The organism is Bacillus sp. AFS017336 (assembly GCF_002555445.1).
Classification (GTDB): domain Bacteria; phylum Bacillota; class Bacilli; order Bacillales; family Bacillaceae_G; genus Gottfriedia.
In genome coordinates this window covers 236,822-258,209 of the sequence record NZ_NUCO01000003.1, presented here as the reverse complement: position 1 = coordinate 258,209, position 21,388 = coordinate 236,822, and the positions used below count along the sequence as shown (strand labels likewise).

Genomic DNA, 21,388 nt, shown 5'->3' with positions numbered 1-21,388 from the left:
CTTCATTTCATCCTCTTGTCTGTGGTTGTGCCTGCCTTTTTTCTGTCACAGTCACTATGTTAATCTCTGGTATCGTTAGACTGTTTTTCTTTAACATATTCACTCGCTTGATTTAACTTAAAAATATAAATACCCCATCAATGTAAGTAACACTACATTAATGGGGTATTATTACGGCCTTCTTTTTGTTTATTTAAGCACACCTTTTAAAATAAATCCAAAGGCGATTCCAAATAGCATTGGTGTTAACGTTCCAAGTAAAAAATATTCTGCCCAATCTCGATCATCCATTTGCTTAAATCTTGCAATAGATTTCGCTGTTACGATAAATGCAATTGCTGGAAACGCGCCATTATAAGTTAGTAAAACTACTAAAATCCTTTCAATATATCCAATGACCTTTCCTCTTGTTAAATCATGGTTTTTAATAATCATATAGTTATATTCTTCAACTAAACTTTTTGAGAAAATTTGACTCCCTTGTGCGACATCTTCTTTCCTCTCATTTTTAAATAAATACTTCCCCTCAAAAGTCGCTAATTGATTTGGCATACTTCCTAAAAGAAATTTTATAATATGACCACTAACACTTGTAGTTAAAATCAGTATTATTACAATCGTTATAAACGTATTCATTTGATTTAATTGGTACCCATTATTTGTAAATATCTCTATTACTCTATTAATAAAGAAACTAAATTTCATACCAAAATATAGTTTACAAATAACGATTATTGTTAAAAGGTGCAATAATTGATCGATAATAAAAAAATACAAATCGCTATTAAAATGTTCAAAATATTTCCGACTCTTTCCTAAATCTAAAAGTTTAATCTTTATGTAATCTATTAAATAATGCAGTACTACTATTGAAAGAACTGGAAGCAAAAATAGCATCGTGAAATTAGAAAACTTATATTGCAATGACCATATTAAGCCAAGTGTGATTAGCGTTAATATAAAGTGATGCATTATATGAAGGTTTAAATATTTATTCTTATTCCGAACCATTTTATCCGTTTGAAAGTAAAAATCAGCTATTAAATGTGATAGAACTAAGCTTAAAATAATCATATTTTCATTTTCCTTTCTAAAGGTAAACCAAATTACAATAATTCAACAATGTTCTCACTTATTAAACTTTTAATTTTTATATTTAAATCATTGCTAATAGTTTTCAGGTCTTGCGTTTCTTTAGGATTTGTTCGTTTTTGTATCGAATTAAGTACTAATTGAATTTCCTCAAATGTATTCAATATTTCTCCACTATTCCCTTTTCTAAAGTGGCTGGAAATCGTTGCAGGAGTTTTATCTAAAATTGAAGCAATTTTCTTTTGCTTCATAAATATTAAGTACATTGAACAAATAATCCCCTGTATCTCAGTTTGATTCTCAATTAATGTATTTTGTAATGTTAATAACAAATTAAACATCATTTCAAACTCAAAAAGATCGTTCTCATTATTTAAATCGGTTAATTTAAAACTAAACTTAGGTCGATTTGAGATTCTTTTTAAACTCTCATTTGCTAAACGTGCCTTTTTTAACAAAGGATGAATCCATGTTTCTATATCAATTTCATCTAATTCCAAATTTATATCTCCAAACGTTAAACCAAAATACGGTTGATTGTCTTTATATTTCCAAATTCGACTTATATAGAATGCAAGCACATATGCACTAGAATAGTGATTACTAACTAATAATATTTCATCTCCCATACGGTGCTTTACGATTGTTTTTACAACCCCGTCTGTCCACTCGTTAATCATTTCAACTATTTCTTTTAAATACATAGATAATTCTTGACCAAATACCTCATCATAAGATGAATTACTAACATCCATAATAAATATAGACACAGGAGTTTTCATAAAAATTCCATCCTTTTCAAATTAAGCATTAATAATAAATCAAATTAAATGAACTAATTATTTATAAATTAGACTATTTAATCTAATTATATCTTAATAAGATAGTATAACCAAATTTTTCTGGTAGGAATCTATTTAAGTAATTGTGAAATTTCTATGAAACTCGACCAAAATTCATTTGAAAAATAGTCGTAATTGAAATCATAATTATAAAAAAAAGAACTAACCACACAAAAATAATTAATATTTTTTGTTTGATCAGATCTCAATTAAATTTATATTTACTTACTGATAAACCTTCACACAAATCCGACTCCTCAAAACATACTCCTCATCAAAAACACTCAACCTAATAAACTCATTAACAGAAGTAACCTTTTCAATCCACACTTCCTCATGAGTAGCAGCTACCTTCAACTCATCCCCATGCCAATTAAACGAAAACTCTAAGCTCTCCCAATCAACCGGTATCCTAGGTGAAATTCTTAACTCTCCATTCAACATACGGACTCCCCCAAATCCATTTACTACGCATTGCCAAATCCCACCAAGTGATGCTGCGTGAATCCCATGATCGCTCGTTTTCATATTAGGTCCAAGATCTATTTCCGCTGCACGTCTAAACAGCTCATAAGCCATTTGGTCATCCTGCATATCACATGCCAACACACAATGAGTCGATAATGATAAAGAAGAATCATGCAATGTCTTTGGTTCATAATAGTTCCAGTTAGCCCTTTTGACATCCTGATTAAATAAATCTTCCAGCAAATAAAACAAAATCATAATATCAGCTTGCTTAGAAACTTGAATTTGATTTACTTGATCTAGATTGTAATCCTTAAACATTGAACCAATATTTTCTTGATTTTTATATTTTGATAAATCTATTGTTTTTAATGTTAAATATGTATCATCTTGTGGAATTACTTGATCCTCTTCCCGAGGGCTCGGTAAATAAATTTTTCTAGCCTTTGCTTCCCAAATTAAATAGTTCATTCCTAAATCTAGTTTTCTACTAAGCTCAGAAAATAAAATTGGTTCATTTTTCTCAAGTTTATTGTAGTATTCCATTGCCTTTTTTATATTCCAATAAGCCATATAATTTGTAAATGCATTATTGTCCACGTGCTCTTTATATTCATCTGGACCAACAACTTGATTAATATGGTACTCCTCCGTTTCATCATTCCATTCTAAACGTGAAGACCAAAAGATTGCTGTGTCAAATATGATTTCATAACCATATTTCTGCATAAAATCAACATCGTTTGTGATTTGGAAATATTGCCATGTTGCATATGCAATATCAGCTGTAATATGTTGTTCAATAAAACCTGACCAAATTTTTGTAGCTTCACCAGTTATAATATCTGCAGCACCCCAAATTGGCGTTACCTCTCCATCTTCTAACCAGGCAGATTCCCACGGATACATCGCACCTTCATACCCATTGTCCTCAGCTTTTCTACGAGCACCTTCAATCGTATGATAGCGATATTCTAATAAACTTCTCGCTTTCGTTGGGTTCGTATAAATAAAGTATGGTAGGACGAAAATTTCTGTATCCCAAAATGTGTGACCTTTATAGCCTTCCCCTGTTAATCCCTTTGCTCCAATATTCATTCGGTTATCGTGTACAGGTGTTGAAACGGTCAAATGATACTGTGCAAAACGAATCGCCAATTGATCAAAGTCATTATTTGAATTGATCGTAATTGGCGCATTGTCCCAAACTTGTTCTTTCCAAGCTTTTACATGGTATTGAAACAGTTCATCATAACTTTGTGTTCCCAATTCTTTTATATGATTTAAGGATTTAGTCATTAAACGATCCAAGCAATAGGATTCTTCCATCCACTCTCTATCACGGCTTGTGAACACATTCGTAATTTTTTCAAATACGATTTTCTCGCAATTATTCAGCTGTATTGGTTTAAACTCTTGAAAAATCTTCCGCCTTTCCATCGAAATCATTGCATCACTCTCGATGTCTTCATCACCTATTTTCACTGAATGGTAAGTATTGAAAACGAAGTCAATTTCTGACTCGGTTGTTGTTTGTACTAATTGCATATACTTCCCATCGTACAAACGTTTTTGACCTTCAGTAAAATGCTGTGCACCGTTATTTGTCACTTGTGCATTAATCCCAGAAGTGACTACTACCTCAGCACAATTATTCAAAGGAGTAATTTCAACTTTTTGAGCAATTACATGCAGATCATCCAATGAAACAAATCGTCTAAATACTAGATCAAATACACTACCTAATGGTGAAACCCATGTAATTTTGCGAACTAATTCAGCATTTTTTAAATTCAATGAACGTTTATATTCAACGATTTTTCCTTGTTTTAAATCAAACACTTCATTATTTAATTTCAGATCAAACCAAAGAACATCGGCTGCATTTGGAAGCTCGGTCACCTCATTTTCATCAAACTTATTAAACGTACCCGCAACAAATAAATTACGAGTTTCGTTTACATACCGTTCCTCCATCGCCGCACGCTGACCCATATATCCATTCCCTAAAGCAAAAATAGCCTCACATTTCCTTAAAAACTCAGGATGAAATTCCGTCTCCGTAATAATCCAATTTTTGTATTCACCAGAACCGCTTTGATAATCCATAATCTTATTCGTCATCAACATACTCCTAACTTTAAATTAATCGATAAAATCAAATTCATCTTAATCAAAACGTTTTGGAATAACAATGGATATTTATTGAACTTTTTAATTTTTACTGTTATATAATTAAATTATTAACAAACAAAACGTTTTGGGAAAAGGTGAAAAACTATGACTCTACTTGATCAATTTATTGCTAGTTTAGGTTTTCAATTTTCAAAAATAGCAAGTTTTCGATTTCAATCTTTTTGGAAATCTCTGTTCTATTTGCTCATTTTGATATTACTTTCAGGCTCTATTATTGCTACCACAAAACTTTCAAAATCGGAGTCGATTAAAAATCAGATTCAAAATTTGCCGAGTGATTACATCATCAATTCAGAAGGGGCTACATCATTAAACGAAGTTCTTCAAATCAAATTACCTCAAGTCAATACAGTCATTGTCTTAGGAGAAAACTTCTCACAACAAGTCTCTTTACAAGGCTTTAAAAATGTAATTTATTTAGATGCGAAAAGCTGGTCGGTTGGTAGAGTTGGTTATCCAACAAAACAATTGAACTATAAAAACTTCCCTTTTTTGAAAGATAAAGAATTAACTAAAAGTGACCTTATTCAAATTAGTAAAAATCTCGACGAAACAATAATAACTTTTACTCCACTTTATCAATATGTTCATCTATTTTTAAATTTGATTGTTCACTTACTTCTCATCAGCATACTCGCTTTCGCAGGAAGTAGTTTCAAAAAACTTCTTCCAATTACATACAAAGAAGTTTGGATTATTACCTGTTACGGTATAACTGCTCCAATTCTCGTTAAAACTTTCATCGAACTCTTAGGATTTACAATTCCGATGTTAACAACTTTTTACTGGATTGTAGTCGCCCTCTTTTCAATATTGACTATTAGATATATTCATCTTTCAGAAGAAACAGTGAATCAAGCATCATAAAAAAAAGAGATTGATCAAATATCGATCAATCTCCTTTTATTAAAGTCGCAACGGATTCCCTTAAAATCAAATCATTTTTTACTTCAATGACTCTTTCTGAATCTTTCTCTTCAAAAATATCAATTAACAGATTTGCTGCAGCAACTCCCATCTTATAAGGGTATTGCCCTACTGTCGTCAAACTTGGTGTTACGTATTGTGACAATAGAATATTATCAAATCCAATAATCGATAATTGTTCAGGTACAGCTAAATTTAATTCCCTTGCCGCCTGCAGTGCTCCAAGCGCCATTACATCACTTGCACAAAAAACTGCTGTTACTTCAGGAAAATTCAAAAGTAATGTAATCATTGCTTGCTTCGCTTTATCTTCTTCAAAATCTCCGCTTACAATCAATTCTTCACGTAATTCGATACCGTGTTCTTTTATTGCCGCTTCATATGCTTGTTTTCGAACTTTACTAACATGAGCGTGTTCAGTTCCGTTTAAATAAGCAATGTTTTTATGACCAACTCGAAGTAAATATTTTACTGCATTTTTAGCACTTTCAAATTGATTTGATGTGACGTAACCGTTCTGCTCTCCTTCACATGGTATATCAATTAACACACAAGGTGTCGAGCTATTAACTGCTTCTTCCAAATATGGATCATTCATTTTTAACCCTTGAATAATAACTCCATCTAACTGTCTTTCGGCACAAATTTGTTTATACGTTTTATTTCTTTGCTTTGTTGTTGTCGTACTTAATAACACAAATTCGTATTCAGTTTTCGCGAGATAATCCGATACCCCACATAATATTTCAAACATAAATTGATCTTTAATACTCTCACGTTTTATATCCGACACAATGAATCCAATTGTTTTTGATTGTTTCATGACTAAACTACGAGCCAATATATTTGGGCTATATCCTAGTTCATCTGCAACTTGAAATATTTTAATTCTCGTTTCTTCGTTTACATCTGAATAGCCATTTAATGCTCGTGAAACTGTCGTAATTGAAAAGCCAGTTGCTTTAGAAAGATCTTTTAATGTAACTGCCAATGCTAACACTCTCTTTTCAAATTAATCTTGTTATTTTAAGTAAATTTACCTAAAGGTTTTGAACCGAAAATTTTTACTAAATTATCATTTCTATACTTACTAGAATAAATGATTTCATCGTATTCTTCAATGACATCTATTTCATTTTGTAAAAAAATAGACATAAATTCGCGAAATATCCGAAACGTTTTGGATATATAATGAAGTTGCTTAATGACAGTGATTGCGTTTTCAATCCCAGCATTTTAAGCAATTAATTTTTTACTAAAACATATATTTCAGGAGGTTTTTTTAATGAGATTTTGGAAACCTGCAACAACTTTATTAGTATCCTCAATGCTTCTAGTTTCTGCTGGATGTGGTAACAAAAGTGACAACGAAACTAAGGATTCAGGCACCAGTTTAAAAGGGAAGACAATCTCGGTTGGTTCGTGGAAAGGAACGGAAGCCGAAGTAACAACTTGGGATAAAATTCTTAAAGACTTTGAAACAGATACTGGTATTAAAGTTCAAAAGAAAATTTATAACGACTACGCAACTCAATTACAAACTGACTTAATCGGCGGTACTGCTCCAGATGTATTTTATGTTGATTCAATGTTAGTTCCAGAATTATCCGCACAAGGTGTATTCGAACCTCTAGATAGCTACATTGATAAAACAAAAGATTTTAATAAAGATGATTTCTTCAAACCAGCTTATGATGCTTTCACAGGTAAGGATGGAAATCAGTATGGTATCCCGAAAGATTTCTCAACATTAGGCCTCTATTATAATGAAGATTTACTGATGAAAGCTGGTATAACACCTGATGATATTCCAACTGATTATAGTAAATTACCTGAATTCTTAAAAAGCTTACAACAAAAGCTTCCTAAGGGCGTTGCAGCAGGTACAACAGCAGCTGAGTTAGCACGCCATCTATTTATTCTCCAATCAAACGGCACTGATATTACCGATGACAAAGGCTATGCAGTTTTAACAAAACCTGATCAACTCGCTGCAATTGAGCCACTAATTACAGCATACAAAGATGGATCAATTAAACGTCCTGCTGACCTTGGACAAGGCTGGTCTGGTGATTCATTTGGAGCAGGAAAAACAGCTTTAATGGTTGAAGGAAACTGGGCAATTGCTCACTTAAATCAAAACTTCCCTGATGTAAAATTCGGTACAAAAGAAGTTCCTAAAATTAATGATAAAAATGGATCAATGATGTTTACAGTAAGTTACTCGATGAACTCAAACTCAAAAGAAAAAGACGCTGCATGGGAATTCATTAAATACGCAACTGGTAAAAAAGGAATGAAAACTTGGTCTGAAGGTACTAGAACATTACCATCAAGAAAATCAGTTTCAGAAGAACTAAAATTCGGTGAAGATAAAATACTTAGCCCATTTATTGCCGCTGGTACATACGCAACGCCATGGCAAAAAGGTGACACACTTTCAATCATCGCACGCGAATATAACAATATGCTTCCATCTGCTTTAAAAGGTGAAATGACTATGCAAGAAGCTATGAAAAAAGCAGAAGATGCTGCAAATAAAGATATTAAAACACAGTTAAATAAGTAAATTAAAAATCACTTGAGGGGACAGATTTAAAAGTCAGTCCCCTCTCCCTTTATAAGAAAATTTTAGTAAAGGAGTACATTATGTCTAGTACCGAAATCAGTTCACCTAATCGTTCAAGGTCAAGAAAAGCAAAAGTAAAATATAAAGCCCATGAAACAATCCAAGGTTATGGTTTCATGCTTCCAACTTTAGTCGTTTTACTTGTTTTTACTTTATTACCAGTTTTATATTCTCTATTTCTATCCTTCACAAAAGTAAATTTATTCGGCGGAATTAGCTATGATTGGGTCGGCTTTAAGAACTATTCAAATGCTTTAAAAGATGAAAGATTATGGATTGCTTTTAAAAACACTCTACGATATGTAGTGTTCGTAGTACCGATTCAAACCGCAGTTTCACTTGTCATCGCCGCAGTACTGAACTCAGGCATAAAATTTCAAAAAACATTTAGAACAATCTTTTTCTTACCTACCCTTACCTCAAGTTCAGCACTAACAATGATCTTTATGTTCTTATTCAGCCTAAATGGTCCATTTAATAATATACTCGTCAAAATTGGCATTCTAGCTGAGCCAGTTAACTTTATCAACGAAACGAACTTTGCATTAACAACCATTATGATCATGAATATATGGTCAACCGTTCCTTTTTTCATGACGATTTATCTAGCAGGACTCCAAGACATCCCTCATTCACTTTACGAATCAGCAGAGATTGATGGAGCAAACGCGTGGCAAAAACTAATTAAAATTACAATTCCAAACTTAACACCTATCACAAACTACGTGGTATTGATGGGAATCATCGGGACATTCCAGCTATTTGACCAAGCTTATATCATCTCAGGTGGATCAGGTGGACCGAGCAATGCAACACTAACATTTTCACTAATAATCTATCAATATGCATTTAAAACAATTGGCACAATGGGCTATGCATCTACCCTAGCCATCCTATTAACGATCCTTATCTTTGCAGTCTCAATGCTCGCCCGCAAATTAAACAAAGAAGAATCTTTATATTAAAGGAGTGAAAAGTGTTGAAGAAAATGAAATTCACTAGAGTATTAACCTATACCGTTCTAATCATCTATGCCCTAGTCACACTTTACCCATTCCTTTGGGCAGTTCTAGCAGCATTCAAACCATACAAAGAAATCGTCGGTGGAGGTCTAGCCTTACTACCAAACGAACCTACTTTTGACAATTTCAAATATATATTCACAAGAGACCCATTATTTACAAGATGGATCTTCAACTCATTCTTAATCGCTACAATTGGAATGATCGTAAATGTCATCCTAAACACAATGTCCGGCTATGCCCTCGCTAGAATTCGATTCCCAGGAAGACACTATATCTTCCTACTAATCTTAGCCTTAATGATGGTACCCGGACAAATCCTATTAATACCAAACTATCTCATTATGAAATCACTTGGATTACTTGATAACTACTCATCATTAATCATTCCAGGTGCAATTAACTTCGCCTACATATTCATGATGAGACAATTCTTTGTAAACTTCCCAAAAGAAATCGAAGAAGCCGCCTATGTTGAAGGCCTTAGTAAATTCGGTACGTTTTGGAGAGTCGTATTCCCCGTTGCAAGAGCATCAGTTGCAACACAAGCAGTATTCGTATTTTTAGCATTCTGGAACGAATTCATGAAACCATTGCTTTATATTACTTCACCACATAAATACACATTAACTCTTGGACTTCAATCATTTCAGAGTCAAAATGTTACTCAGTGGAATTACATAATGGCTGCTTCGGTAGTTTCAATCATTCCAATTATTATTATTTATATCTTATTAAATCGATACTTTATGCAAGGCTTTAGAGTCGGCAGTGATAAATAAAATGGAGGCATTTTTATGGGGAAAATAGAGGCAGTAATTTTTGATTTGGATGGTGTTATAACAGACACGGCGGAGTTTCATTATATTGCTTGGAAGAAGCTTGCAGAAGATTTAGGGATTTCGATTGATCGGGAGTTTAATGAAACTTTGAAAGGTGTCAGTCGAACAGAGTCTTTGGAGAGGATTCTTGAGCTTGGTAATCGACAGAATGATTTTAGTGCTGAGGAAAAAGATGAGTTGGCGACTAAAAAAAATCTTCATTATGTTGAGTTATTGGAGCAGATTACGCCTGCTGATTTGCTTCCTGGTATAGAGTATTTTTTGAAGCAAATTAGATTAGCAGGTTTGAAAATTGGTATGGCTTCGGCTTCTAGGAATGCTTTTTTGGTTGTTGATAAGTTGGAGATTGGTCATTATTTTGATTATATTGTGGATGCTGCGACTGTGAAGAATTCTAAGCCTGATCCTGAGGTGTTTTTGCGGGCTGCGGAGGCTTTGGGTGTTTCTCCTGATAAGTGTGTTGGGATTGAGGATTCTGTGGCTGGGGTTGAGGCTATTAATAGTGCTGGGATGTTTTCGGTTGGGATTGGAAGTTGGGAAATTCTTAGTCAGGCTGATTTTGTGATTTCTTCAACTATATTTTTAGCTTTCGATAAACTAAAGAAACAGTACGTTTTATTAGAAAAGAATAAAGATTTTTAAATGCTCGAATGAAAATTCGTAAAATTAAGAAGTTTAGTATGTAGATTTAATGTTAAGCACAATGAAAACAAATTTCTATCGATTCCTGTATAGTTCATTCGTAATAGCTTAGTTAATCCATCTGTTACTTCTATTTATTCAAATCATGTATAGCCAAATGAGAAAGATTTGACAGCTGATATAGAATTTTTACCTATAATAAAGGAAGAATATAAAGAAATGCAGAGAGTAAATCAGAGTCCATTTCTTAATATATTAAGTTCAATATTAAGCCTAAAATTAAACAAAAAAAGAAAATAAGAATGCTTTAAAAACTCTGACAACAAAAAGTATGAAAGTGATTGGCACTCCTTGGAATATATGTAAGCTATACTTTTTCTATCCGCCGAATATATAGACAACCGAGTATGCGAAAAAAGAGCGCGTTCCAATTAGGAACTCGCTCTTTTTTTCTAAAATTAATTTTGTAATTATTGAAAGGAATAAAAATAATCATACTACCTATTATAAATAACAAAACTTTATATAATAGATTTAAAGATAATATATTTATATTCCTAGAAATACCCTTGGCCATCCCATTTTAAACCATGATAATCATTGCCAAAATTCCCCATAAGTTTATTTGTTAGTTTACATATATCATCAGTCTCTTTAAAATTGGTTTACTTTCCCAAATATGAGATTCTAAGAAGACTTGACTAATGTAGCTTTAAGAAGTAGGATGTGTTTCTCTTTCATACTTTTCAATTTCTTGTTTAATATGATTAAAACTTTGTTCTATACTATCCTTTTTGGAATTAAAAATTCCTTGGTATTCTTCCATAGACGTATATTTTCTAAAACGTTCTTTAAATAAATTAATTTCCGATATATCTCCACCAGTTCTCATAAGACATTCCATACGAATTAATAATGATTCCATAGTAAATATAAAAAGTTGTGTATTGCTATTAGTAAAATATTGTTCATAATTATTAAGTAACTTTAGTGCTTCTTCTGGCTGATCTTTTTTAAAATACCGCGAAGAATATAAATTAAATTGGGCTCTTAAATAAGAATCAATATCTCTTGGGTGCAACTTTAATATTTCTTTGCATTTATTTATATATTTCAAACATTCTTCTCGATTTTTCCCAGATAAGTCACCAACCTGTTTAGTATAGGAGTTAAACCTTTGTTTAACTAATCTAGGTTCATTATGTGTGAATGAATCAACTTTATCATATTCTTTTAAAATTGTAAGTAATTTACATGCTGCTGTTTTAATATCTATATTTACCTCACCTTTTTTTAATATTGGGATTCTTTTCTCCATATGTTCATAGAACTTAAATAAGTCTCTTTGTCTTATTTTAATTATTTTTCTACTTAGAATTTTTTTATTAATACTTAGTAGAGCGCGTAAAACTATTATTATAATTTGTTCTTGTTTACTCCTTTCACTTTGATTCTTTAATTGATTTTGAACTTTATCCAAATATTCAATATGACTTACTAATTCGGTATCATTAATATTGGTAAAAATTTTAAGAAGTTTATCTAAATCAGGTTCACAAAAGAATGAATTTATTAAATACTTTTTATCACCATTCTTTTTATATATTGAAAGATAAAGTTCTGAGAGTAATTTTCCTAATGAAACTTCTTCATCAAATTGAATTTCAAGAATGCGATCTTTTAATTCCTCTAATTTCGGGTACCATTCCAAATCTTTTAATTTGAAGACATTAAAAATTTCAGTTGAGTAGTTTCCATCCATATATTCAATATATAATTCATTAACATAATATTTATCTGAAGAAGGAATTGGTTGCAAAAATCCGATATTGGTAAAAGTTGTAGATCTTAAATTGTGTTCACCTAGCTTTTTCAAACCTAATTCATTCCGTAGGTATGTAAGAAATTCTTCGTTTATTTCACTTATATTCGCTTCTGAACAAATATAACAAAGAATGGATAAAAATATTTGAGACCCTTCTGCCATACTTTCAATTGTATTTTCAAAACAAAATACTATAAATTCTTCTCTTTGATCATGTAGTTCACTTGATACAGTAGAATACACTGTATCGTATCCTACTCTTATATCTAATAATTCCTTTCTAGTAGATTTTAAAGTATTACAGAAAGCAATAATAAGTCCTGGATTCCCTTCAGTATATTTCTGAATCCACTCCCAATCTTCCAAAGTAATTTTCTTTTCATATAATATTTCTGCATTTAAATAACTCTCAATTAAATCTTTTGTATTTTCAAGATTGAACTGAAATAATGGTAGTTTTGCTTCCCTATCTCCAAGTCCATATCTGCTTGTAATTATTAACCTTGATGGTTTAGTGAAATTATTAATAAATTTTTGAGCGATTCCAGTAAATTCAGATAAATTACTCTTTACAGTCTCAGTTTCTAAATTATCCAATATAAGTAATGATTTTGTGGAGAAAATCTCTTTCCAGACTAATTCTTCTATATCACAAAATTCTTTTTCACTAATGTCAATGTCCATAAATGAAGCCATTCTAAAAATTAAATCTTTATGATTACTTATTACCTTTTCAAACCTACGTATCGCTCCATGTTCAAATACAGTATTTTTAAAACTCATAAAATAGATTTTTTCAAATGGTTGGTCTGGGGAATTTACTAAGTCCTCGATTAATTGAAGTACTAATGCAGTTTTCCCAAGACCACCATGGCCAATTATAGACACAGGAGTAGGTTTTGTTATTTCAAATTTAAGCTCCTTTAGTTCTTTGCTTCGACCTATAAGTCTATCAAAGTTTTTACCTACCGGATATTCAATAAACACTCTAGGAATATTAAATTCATTAATATCATTTGTTAAAAAAATATTCCATTTTGTTTCATAATTACCATCTTCTAATCCTTTGATAAACTTATTACATAAAACAGTAATTTGTTCCATTTCATCTGAAGTGATTGACCTAGAGTGCATTATATTATTTCTATGTTTTATAAGAACAGAAACATTTGTCTTCTCAGTGTAATTATATTTTTTTTGTTTAAACTTTTTACTTTTTACAAAATCGACTAATTCACCAATATGTGAATATTTTAATAGAGTTTCATAACTTTCAACATTATCTTCACCATTTGCTAAAGCTATTTCTTTCAATCTTTCTTTAAACCCAACATTCATATCGTCAATATTAGAATAAAATGATATGTATTCTCTAATTAAATTTTCAAGAAAAAAAATCATTTTGTATCCATCAACATTAATAATCATCTTATATCTCCTTTCAATGGTAAAAATTCACATTCTTATCTAATTCAACATTTTAACACAAAATATTACAACTATTTTAAATTTTTTAAAATTTCATACTATAAATTGTTACAAACGTAACTGCATTTTATAAATTATTATAGGATTTTAAAAACTTTAACAAATGTTAATTTATTTCATTTCAGCGTTCATCCACCTTTTTTAATATTTTACTTAAGTGAAAAAGACTAGCACCCGTATGTGGAAAGAATTCAAATAAGTATATTGCTACCTTGTACAGAGGTATGTATTATTGCAAGAGTAATCGCAACCGGTATTGTAGTGAGAGAATGATTACCAGGGGCATATAGTTGCCGATTGCTAAAATTATCTTGATCGTTTTGAAAAATCAAAAGATACATTAACAGATGCCAAAATTAGAGAGGTTTCTGGAATCGAAGTAGTTTTTGGGGTAACTGGATTTACTTTTGCAAATTACGAAAATGGTTTAAAAGTATGACAATATATAACAAAGCATAATCTTTAATTGGTTTGTTTGCATTAGCTATAAATCTAGTATTTATTTACAATAATAGGCCGAGAATTATTCTTGGCCTCATAAACTTTATCTAGTGTAAAAACGCAATATCCAAACACAAACATAAATTCAAATATTACAAATCAATCTTTAGGAATATATCACCAGAAACTTGCATTACAAAATAAGAAATCAATAAACTAACTACTAAGTGATAAATAATCGACACCAAATTAATATCTGCCTCCGAATATAAAGCCAAATATCCTGGCACCCATTCCTGAATCCCAGAAATTCTAGTACCCAATGACAATATAACAAAAAGAACAATTCTAGAAATCGTCGATACAATTGCACTCTTAGTTACAGAAATACTCATTACTACAAATACCGAAAATATTAGATAAAACAACACCGCTAGACTAGCAACGATTAATGATTTGTTATCACTATTAAGAATGATTCACTCTTTAGTTGCATAGCTTGCCCTTCTTACAAATAGTGCGTAGCTAACTATCGTTATGATTAAAAAGGAGATAAAATAAATTAGAATAATTCCAAGCATCGCCGTAAATTTAGCAAAAATCAATCGTCCCCTATCAGCAACTCTTGTTACCTCTAGTAGTATTTGTCTTTCAATTCGTTACGAGCCAATTAGACTTACTCCTACATACATAAATAATATCAACGGAATTCCAATTAAGAAAAGTAGCTGCCAAATTGCACTAGTATATTGGATCGAGTCAAACTTACAACCAAAGAAGCCCAGCTCCTTCAAGTACCTAAGATATTTTCAAAAACAAAAGTCCTACTTAGTACTCTAGTAGGACTTTTTATTAATAATCTATTTACAAACATCCAAAATTTAGAGTAGTTATCATCGTACGCAATAGTCTTTTTAATTTGTTCTTCTAATATTCCGGTTAATCCATACTATGTTGGGGCTGACCCTAACAAAATACGAGTAACTATTAATATTTAAGAAAGAAAAACCCATCTAATCCCAAATTAAAATATTATGAATTCAATATAAGGTAAAAGATAAGTAATTCCTCCAATTACATAAATACATGCCTTCATAATCTTATTTTCTAAATAGTTATATAGTAAATTTTTCAAAGGTATTAGTATCCAAAGAAGCATAAATGAGATTGGAAATCTGATCATTATTTGGAAACTTAATAAAATAAATATTAGAACTAATATTAATTGGCAAACGTACTTCATCTTAAAATAAATTGATAAATTCACCTTAAACATCAAGTTTTTTTTCAAGAAATCCATTTCATATTTATTCAATTTTGTTAAGATGTTGTCGATTACAAACAAAATAATAAATATTATACCTATTTGATAATATACGTTACTCAATGAAAGAAATAATAGATTTAATATAAGGATAAAAGTAATACCGAAAATAATATCTCTGTGATAGTACCTCATTTTTAATAGTTCTTTTATCAAATAAAATCTATATTCGGGTTCGTAATTCTTATATAATAATTTTGTTTTAGAGGTATTTTTTCTTGTGGAGGATAATAATATTTGTTGGGCTTCTACTATTTTACTAAAATTTTTATTTAATAAACCTTCTCCTACTTTAGACATCAATAGATAGTAATTGTACAATATCGAGTAATTTAGATTATCTATTTTCAACATCTGAATGAATAATAGTAGAGAAATAATTAATGGGATCAAGATAGAATCTAAATACATAGAAAGAAATGAAAGAACGACAGAAATCATTATAAATACAGAGAATATTAAATTTTGATATTTATATCGCATAAAACAAATTAGATTAATCATGCTATTTATCAACAATGCAATGATCATTCCATTACTTATCGTTTTCATAAAAAGAAAATAAATTAACAAAAAGATTAAACTTGGTAAAATCATTTTACTTATTAAATAAAATTTAAATTTATTAAAGTCAAAATATTTATATTGAAAAACATACATAGGTATATTAATAATGGGATTGTTTTGAAATATCTTTAACACACCATATATATAAATAGCAAACGGTAAATATAATTCGATATATGTATCATAATACTTAATTTCATCTCTAATAATTAGACTTAAAATTAATGTACTAAAAACAAATAAAAAAGCATTTAAAGGATACTTTTTTATTGTCCTAACTATCTTTCTTTTTTGATTAAGCAATATGAAGTAATAAGGTGAACTAATCATAGCTATCACCAATTAATTTAGAAATTGTTTGTCGATTCATTTCATTGGGGCTAAAGCTAAGCAACCTCGAATCTTTTATTATCAAATATTCATTACAAATTTCTTCTAAACTATCAATATCATGACTTGAAACGATAATAATTTTATCTTTACTCTTTTGTGAAATTAACATTTCTTCTAATATATTTACTTGTACTGGATCGAGCGTAATAAATGGTTCATCTAATAGCAAAAGTCTACTTTCTCTTAAACAGCCAAAAACAATTGCAAATCTTTGAATAGTTCCTCTCGACAAAGCATATGGAAAATAATTAATATATTCTTCTAACTTAAAAAGTCCAACAATCTCGTCAATTTTTTGTCTTGCAATTTCTTTTTTATAACCCTTAAGTCTACATAAAAATAACATTTGTTCATACATAGTTAAATCTTGAAAAAATGAATGCTCATCACTAATAAATGTAGCGTCCAAGTCAAAATAATCCATATGATTTATTGAAGTATTATCTAATAATAAATCACCTGATGATTCTATTTTTAATCTCATTATTGTTTTAAGTAAGGTTGTTTTCCCTGAACCATTCCTACCTATCAATCCATAAATTTTATTAGTATTGAATTGAAAATTTATTTTATTTAATATGTATTTTTCTTCATATTTTAAGGTAACATCTCTTAACTCAAGCATCTTATCACCATCTTTATTTAATTTTGAAAAGAATACTATTTTTACTTATCCAAAATAAAAAGAACTGCACTTAGAAAAATAATTGGTTAATATCATAACTTATGTTTTTGTTAATCGATGATATTGAACATATATATAATCTCGTGGATTTTTTAGTAAACATTTACATCATTATCTTAACATTTCAAAAGGTAAATATTGCTAATACTCCTTGTCATATTTGTGAATAATTTCACATTATTACTTTCACGCTCTTTCTATTACTTTGCATTGGATTCTAATAAAAGCCCAAGTTCTTTAGAATTTCTTAAGTATTTAACTTTATACTTAATTAATCGAATCTCCATCTTTTTATTTATTATTTTAAAATTCGTATTTTACATAAAGTTTTTTGCCACAAAAAAACAAATTGTTTACAAGTTAGAAACATCCTATGACATAAATAGAGACAATTAAAAAGTACGATACAAATATAAGATTTCAGGAGAGTGATATGAGGAAAAAGAAAGTTGGAGTTCACAGATTTAATAACCTATAAATATATACGTAAATAAGGAGAGAAACCATGTCTAATAAGATTATTTGGGTACTTCTGGGAATGTTTTTAGTTCTCTTACCAACAGCAAATGCAACAACTTTTAAAGTAGGTTTTAACAGTAATAAGTTCTCTCATTATATAGATGATCTAAATTTAAATACTTCCCATTCTACTTATGGTCAGACAATTGATGTAAGTTTAACGACGAAGAAAAATGTTGATACAGTTTCGTTATCATTTTTAAATGGTACGAATCAAAAAAATGTTACTTTATCTAAAACATCCGCGCATCAATTTTCGGGGAAAATAAAGATTACAAGTTCATTTACTAAAGGTGAATATAAACTTAAATCAATTAAATTTGATCATAAAAATCTAGTAATCTCTAATAAAAAAATCAAGTTTGCTATTTTAGATTTACCGACTCCAAACATTGATCCAGTTACAAATCAATCAACAGCCATTAATGGGTCATTTTTATCAAATAGTCATGTAGAAGTGTATAATGATTCTACACTAATTAGCACTGTGAAAACAGACGAAAATGGTGAATTCAATTCTGTAATAAAACCAGTCAAAGAATTTACCAAGTTAACAGTCATTGGTGTTAGCGAAGGAATTCAAAGTAAACCTATTACAATCGATGTAAAGGATACGATTGCACCAATCATTTCTTCTGTTTCACCTTTAACAGATCAATCTCAGTATGTTAATGGACAATCTGAGCCTTCTGCATCTGTAAAAATTTATATGAATGAAACACTAATTGGTGAAAGTATCGTTAATTCAACAGGAAAGTTCAATGTTAATATCGGTAAACAAACAGCGAATTCATCACTTAAAGTAATTGTTGTTGATCAAAGCAATAATCAAAGTAAACCATTTACTGTACGAGTATCGCATTACACCCCACCAGTAGTACAAAATCCGGTGAAAAGTAATTCATCTTTATCAACTGGACAACTGATAATTATCAATTCGCAGACAAATAAGCTAACTTACTATAATAATGGTGAAATTATTAAAACCTTTAATGTTGCAACAGGCAAGTCGGCAACTCCTACGCCTACTGGAAAGTTTACAATCGTAAACAAAATTAAGAACCGCCCATGGTACAAAGGGAATATTCCTGGTGGTGACCCTAGAAATCCACTTGGAAAACGTTGGATGGGATTAAGTGTTGGTGCTGCATATGGAATTCACGGAAACAGTAATGAAAGTTCAATTGGCAATTCAGTAAGTTCAGGTTGTGTTCGTATGCATAATAGTGATATTCAATGGCTATTTGAACAAATTAATGTTGGTACAACAGTTATTATTGCTAAATCTTCAAATTCTAATATGGCAATTGCCCATTTTTATGGTATATCGATTGCATAATAAAGAAGAGGCTGTCTCTTTGGTCGGTTTTGTGACTAAGGGACGCCTCTTTATTTGAATAGCTATGTGTGAAATGTACTAGTAATAGTCGTCATTTTCATAAATTCCAATTACTTTTTGTTTTTCCAAAAAGTATAAAGAAGTTCATTATGCTTTTCTTCTAAGTTCGGAATTTTGTAGGTTTCCTCTGCTTTGTCTGAAAAGATTGAAACTCTAACATCACCTGTTGCATTTTGTCTTTGCCAGTATGATGATTTAATCTCAAACGATTGGAGATGCTCCATTGGTACGAAACGAGTGGTTGTTTGAAAAATATTTGTTTTACGAATGACAGATATTGTATCAGAAAACGTCAGTTGATTTTCTTTTCTTCTATAGAAAGTTTGATAGAAAATTATTACAAGTACGAGTAAGATCAAATGAACGTATTGAAAAAGGTTAATATCTAAAACAGCTACACTAAGCCATCGAACGACCTCAATACAAAATACCCAACTGCTCATATAAAAAAGACCACTACGCCAAGAGTAGGATGTTGAACGACTAGTGATGTGCTGATCTTGAAGGATAAAAGTTGGAAAGTGATCTCTGAGATAATCATTTAAATTATGTTTAGAAAATAAAGGTTCAATTATCAACACTTCTCCACTAGTATTATTAGTTCCCAGCGTTTCAAGCGATAATGAAACTTTCTTAAATATGCGAGTAAACCCATTTTCACGAATTACAATAGAGCGAATCTGGTGTTCTCTCACATGGATTTCTTTAACTTTGTAAATACCTTGGCGAACACTCCAAACGGATTCACTAACTTTTCGTTCATAAAATGCATGATATAAAGTGCATATGACAAAAGCAATTATAAGACTTACTAAAAGATAGAATAGGATTGCAACACCAATTGTCATTATTGAAGAAGGATTTTGAAGCATTTTAAGTAACTCAAGACTAGTCGTTTTCAAGTCTTTTATTCCTCCAGATGAAGAATTCTTATCTGGTTTCCATCGATTATACATATTGGCAATGAAGCCTAGGACTGACCACGCTGTAGATATCCCGACGAGCATCCATTTCCAACTGGAAACTGTTAGTATACAGTATTCTACAAACGAGAAACGATTTAATTGAAAACGCTTAGGCTTAACCTCTGTACGTTCAACAGCATTTATTTTATGATGAATTAATTTTTCAATCCCGTGGAACTGTCGCATTGAGATTGTAAATTGAACCGAATCTTTTCCAACGATTTCAAAGGTAACCGTTTGAAGACCGAAACGTGAGCGTAACAATGTAGTTTCTAAAGACAAACTTTTTATATTTTCATACGGAATAATTTGTTCTTTTTTCACAAAATATCCACTTCGATAATGTAAAGTATTCTCATCGAATGTTCCAGTTGTTGTATACCAATTAAGACCGGCAGTCCAAATTATGAATAAGATATATAAAAGAAACGCTGTAAGAATATAAGGCTTATAATGGGAGCTCGAACTAATTAATCCCAAAATCAGCATGAGTAATGGATAAATTTTATTTTTGATCTGTGAATATGTAAAGTAAACCGATTCAATTGGATGGTTTTTTACAATCATTGCGTTTGTTCTCCATCCTTAGGTAATTCACGAATCTTCTCAAAAATGGCCGAACTAATTCGATCAGCTTCTGTCTCCGTTACAGCACAGATCACATGAACATCCCCAGCTGTATGAATCGTAACTTGATGCAAGGAAAACATTCGAGAAATAAATGTTTGATCGCGCTCAACATGTTGTACTCGATTATATGGAATTAAACATTTAGAACGATACCAACCCTGTTTATTAATTTGAATGGAATCAATATTTAAATTATAGGTAAGATTCTTAAAATGAAGATAATCACTTACAATACTAGATAACAATTTCCACAAAAGATATAGTATAACAATGAAACATACTTTTTTGACGATTGGATAATTAAATTGAATAAAGACTACAACTGTTATCACAAATGGAATGAATTGAATAATAATGGTATGGATTATTTCAATAATCACCGTAAGTGGGTGAACAGATTGAAACGTTTCTTGATTGTTTTTCATGAATAGTTTCCTTTCTATCATTCTTATACCTTAGTATATAAAATTTGTAAAAAAGAAAACATAACCA

The 21,388-nt window shown here is 30.6% G+C and carries 14 protein-coding genes; 6 read left to right on the top strand and 8 right to left on the bottom strand.

From position 1 onward, the window contains the following. Nucleotides 1-189: 189 nt before the first annotated feature. The 3 genes from CN601_RS01800 to CN601_RS01790 all read right to left on the bottom strand — a co-directional run bounded on the left by CN601_RS01800 (nt 190) and on the right by CN601_RS01790 (nt 4,526). A complete protein-coding gene (locus CN601_RS01800; RefSeq protein ID WP_098169806.1) occupies nt 190-1,074 on the bottom strand; it encodes a DUF3307 domain-containing protein in 885 nt (294 codons plus the stop codon). Nucleotides 1,075-1,106: 32 nt separating this feature from the next. Continuing rightward, complete coding sequence (locus tag CN601_RS01795; protein WP_098169805.1) at nt 1,107-1,874, bottom strand: hypothetical protein; 768 nt, start codon at nt 1,872-1,874, stop codon at nt 1,107-1,109. Nucleotides 1,875-2,159: 285 nt separating this feature from the next. Further along, a complete protein-coding gene (locus CN601_RS01790; protein ID WP_179865394.1) occupies nt 2,160-4,526 on the bottom strand; it encodes a glycoside hydrolase family 65 protein in 2,367 nt (788 codons plus the stop codon). A 156-nt stretch (nt 4,527-4,682) separates the two neighbouring features. Between CN601_RS01790 and CN601_RS01785 the strand changes: the two genes are divergently transcribed. Then, the gene (locus CN601_RS01785; protein WP_098169804.1) at nt 4,683-5,465 is read left to right on the top strand and encodes a DUF1189 family protein; all 783 of its coding nucleotides are present in this window, start codon (nt 4,683-4,685) and stop codon (nt 5,463-5,465) included. Nucleotides 5,466-5,490: 25 nt separating this feature from the next. Here the strand turns inward: CN601_RS01785 and CN601_RS01780 are convergent, their stop codons facing one another. Further along, nucleotides 5,491-6,516, bottom strand: coding sequence for a LacI family DNA-binding transcriptional regulator (locus tag CN601_RS01780; RefSeq protein WP_098169803.1), 1,026 nt, complete (start codon nt 6,514-6,516; stop codon nt 5,491-5,493). A gap of 294 nt (nt 6,517-6,810) precedes the next feature. On the opposite strand from CN601_RS01780, the gene CN601_RS01775 reads away from it, so the two are divergent. From CN601_RS01775 to pgmB, 4 genes are all read left to right on the top strand, one after another. Continuing rightward, nucleotides 6,811-8,094, top strand: a complete 1,284-nt coding sequence (locus CN601_RS01775) for an ABC transporter substrate-binding protein (protein WP_098169802.1) — start codon at nt 6,811-6,813, stop codon at nt 8,092-8,094. A gap of 176 nt (nt 8,095-8,270) precedes the next feature. Then, on the top strand, nt 8,271-9,119 hold the full coding sequence (locus CN601_RS01770) for a carbohydrate ABC transporter permease (RefSeq protein ID WP_257131582.1): 849 nt from the start codon (nt 8,271-8,273) through the stop codon (nt 9,117-9,119). Nucleotides 9,120-9,142: 23 nt separating this feature from the next. Further along, nucleotides 9,143-9,958 (top strand): carbohydrate ABC transporter permease, encoded by an 816-nt coding sequence (locus CN601_RS01765; RefSeq protein WP_098169831.1) that lies wholly within the window; start codon nt 9,143-9,145, stop codon nt 9,956-9,958. Nucleotides 9,959-9,973: 15 nt separating this feature from the next. Next, complete coding sequence (pgmB, locus tag CN601_RS01760) at nt 9,974-10,660, top strand: beta-phosphoglucomutase (RefSeq protein ID WP_098169800.1); 687 nt, start codon at nt 9,974-9,976, stop codon at nt 10,658-10,660. Between the two features lie 712 nt (nt 10,661-11,372). Here pgmB and CN601_RS01755 read toward each other — a convergent pair. Next, nucleotides 11,373-13,913 carry an NACHT domain-containing protein gene (locus CN601_RS01755; protein WP_098169799.1) on the bottom strand — a complete coding sequence of 847 codons (2,541 nt, stop codon included), beginning with the start codon at nt 13,911-13,913 and terminating at the stop codon, nt 11,373-11,375. Nucleotides 13,914-16,627: 2,714 nt separating this feature from the next. Continuing rightward, complete coding sequence (locus CN601_RS01745) at nt 16,628-17,323, bottom strand: ATP-binding cassette domain-containing protein (protein WP_098169797.1); 696 nt, start codon at nt 17,321-17,323, stop codon at nt 16,628-16,630. A gap of 565 nt (nt 17,324-17,888) precedes the next feature. On the opposite strand from CN601_RS01745, the gene CN601_RS26450 reads away from it, so the two are divergent. Next, nucleotides 17,889-19,241 carry a L,D-transpeptidase family protein gene (locus tag CN601_RS26450; RefSeq protein ID WP_142317290.1) on the top strand — a complete coding sequence of 451 codons (1,353 nt, stop codon included), beginning with the start codon at nt 17,889-17,891 and terminating at the stop codon, nt 19,239-19,241. Nucleotides 19,242-19,351: 110 nt separating this feature from the next. On the opposite strand, the gene CN601_RS01735 is transcribed toward CN601_RS26450, so the two are convergent. Both CN601_RS01735 and CN601_RS01730 read right to left on the bottom strand, forming a co-directional pair. Then, complete coding sequence (locus CN601_RS01735; protein WP_098169796.1) at nt 19,352-20,833, bottom strand: PH domain-containing protein; 1,482 nt, start codon at nt 20,831-20,833, stop codon at nt 19,352-19,354. Beyond that, on the bottom strand, nt 20,830-21,321 hold the full coding sequence (locus tag CN601_RS01730; RefSeq protein ID WP_179865393.1) for a PH domain-containing protein: 492 nt from the start codon (nt 21,319-21,321) through the stop codon (nt 20,830-20,832). The genes CN601_RS01735 and CN601_RS01730 overlap by 4 nt, the downstream gene beginning before the upstream one ends. Between the last annotated feature and the right edge of the window lie 67 nt (nt 21,322-21,388).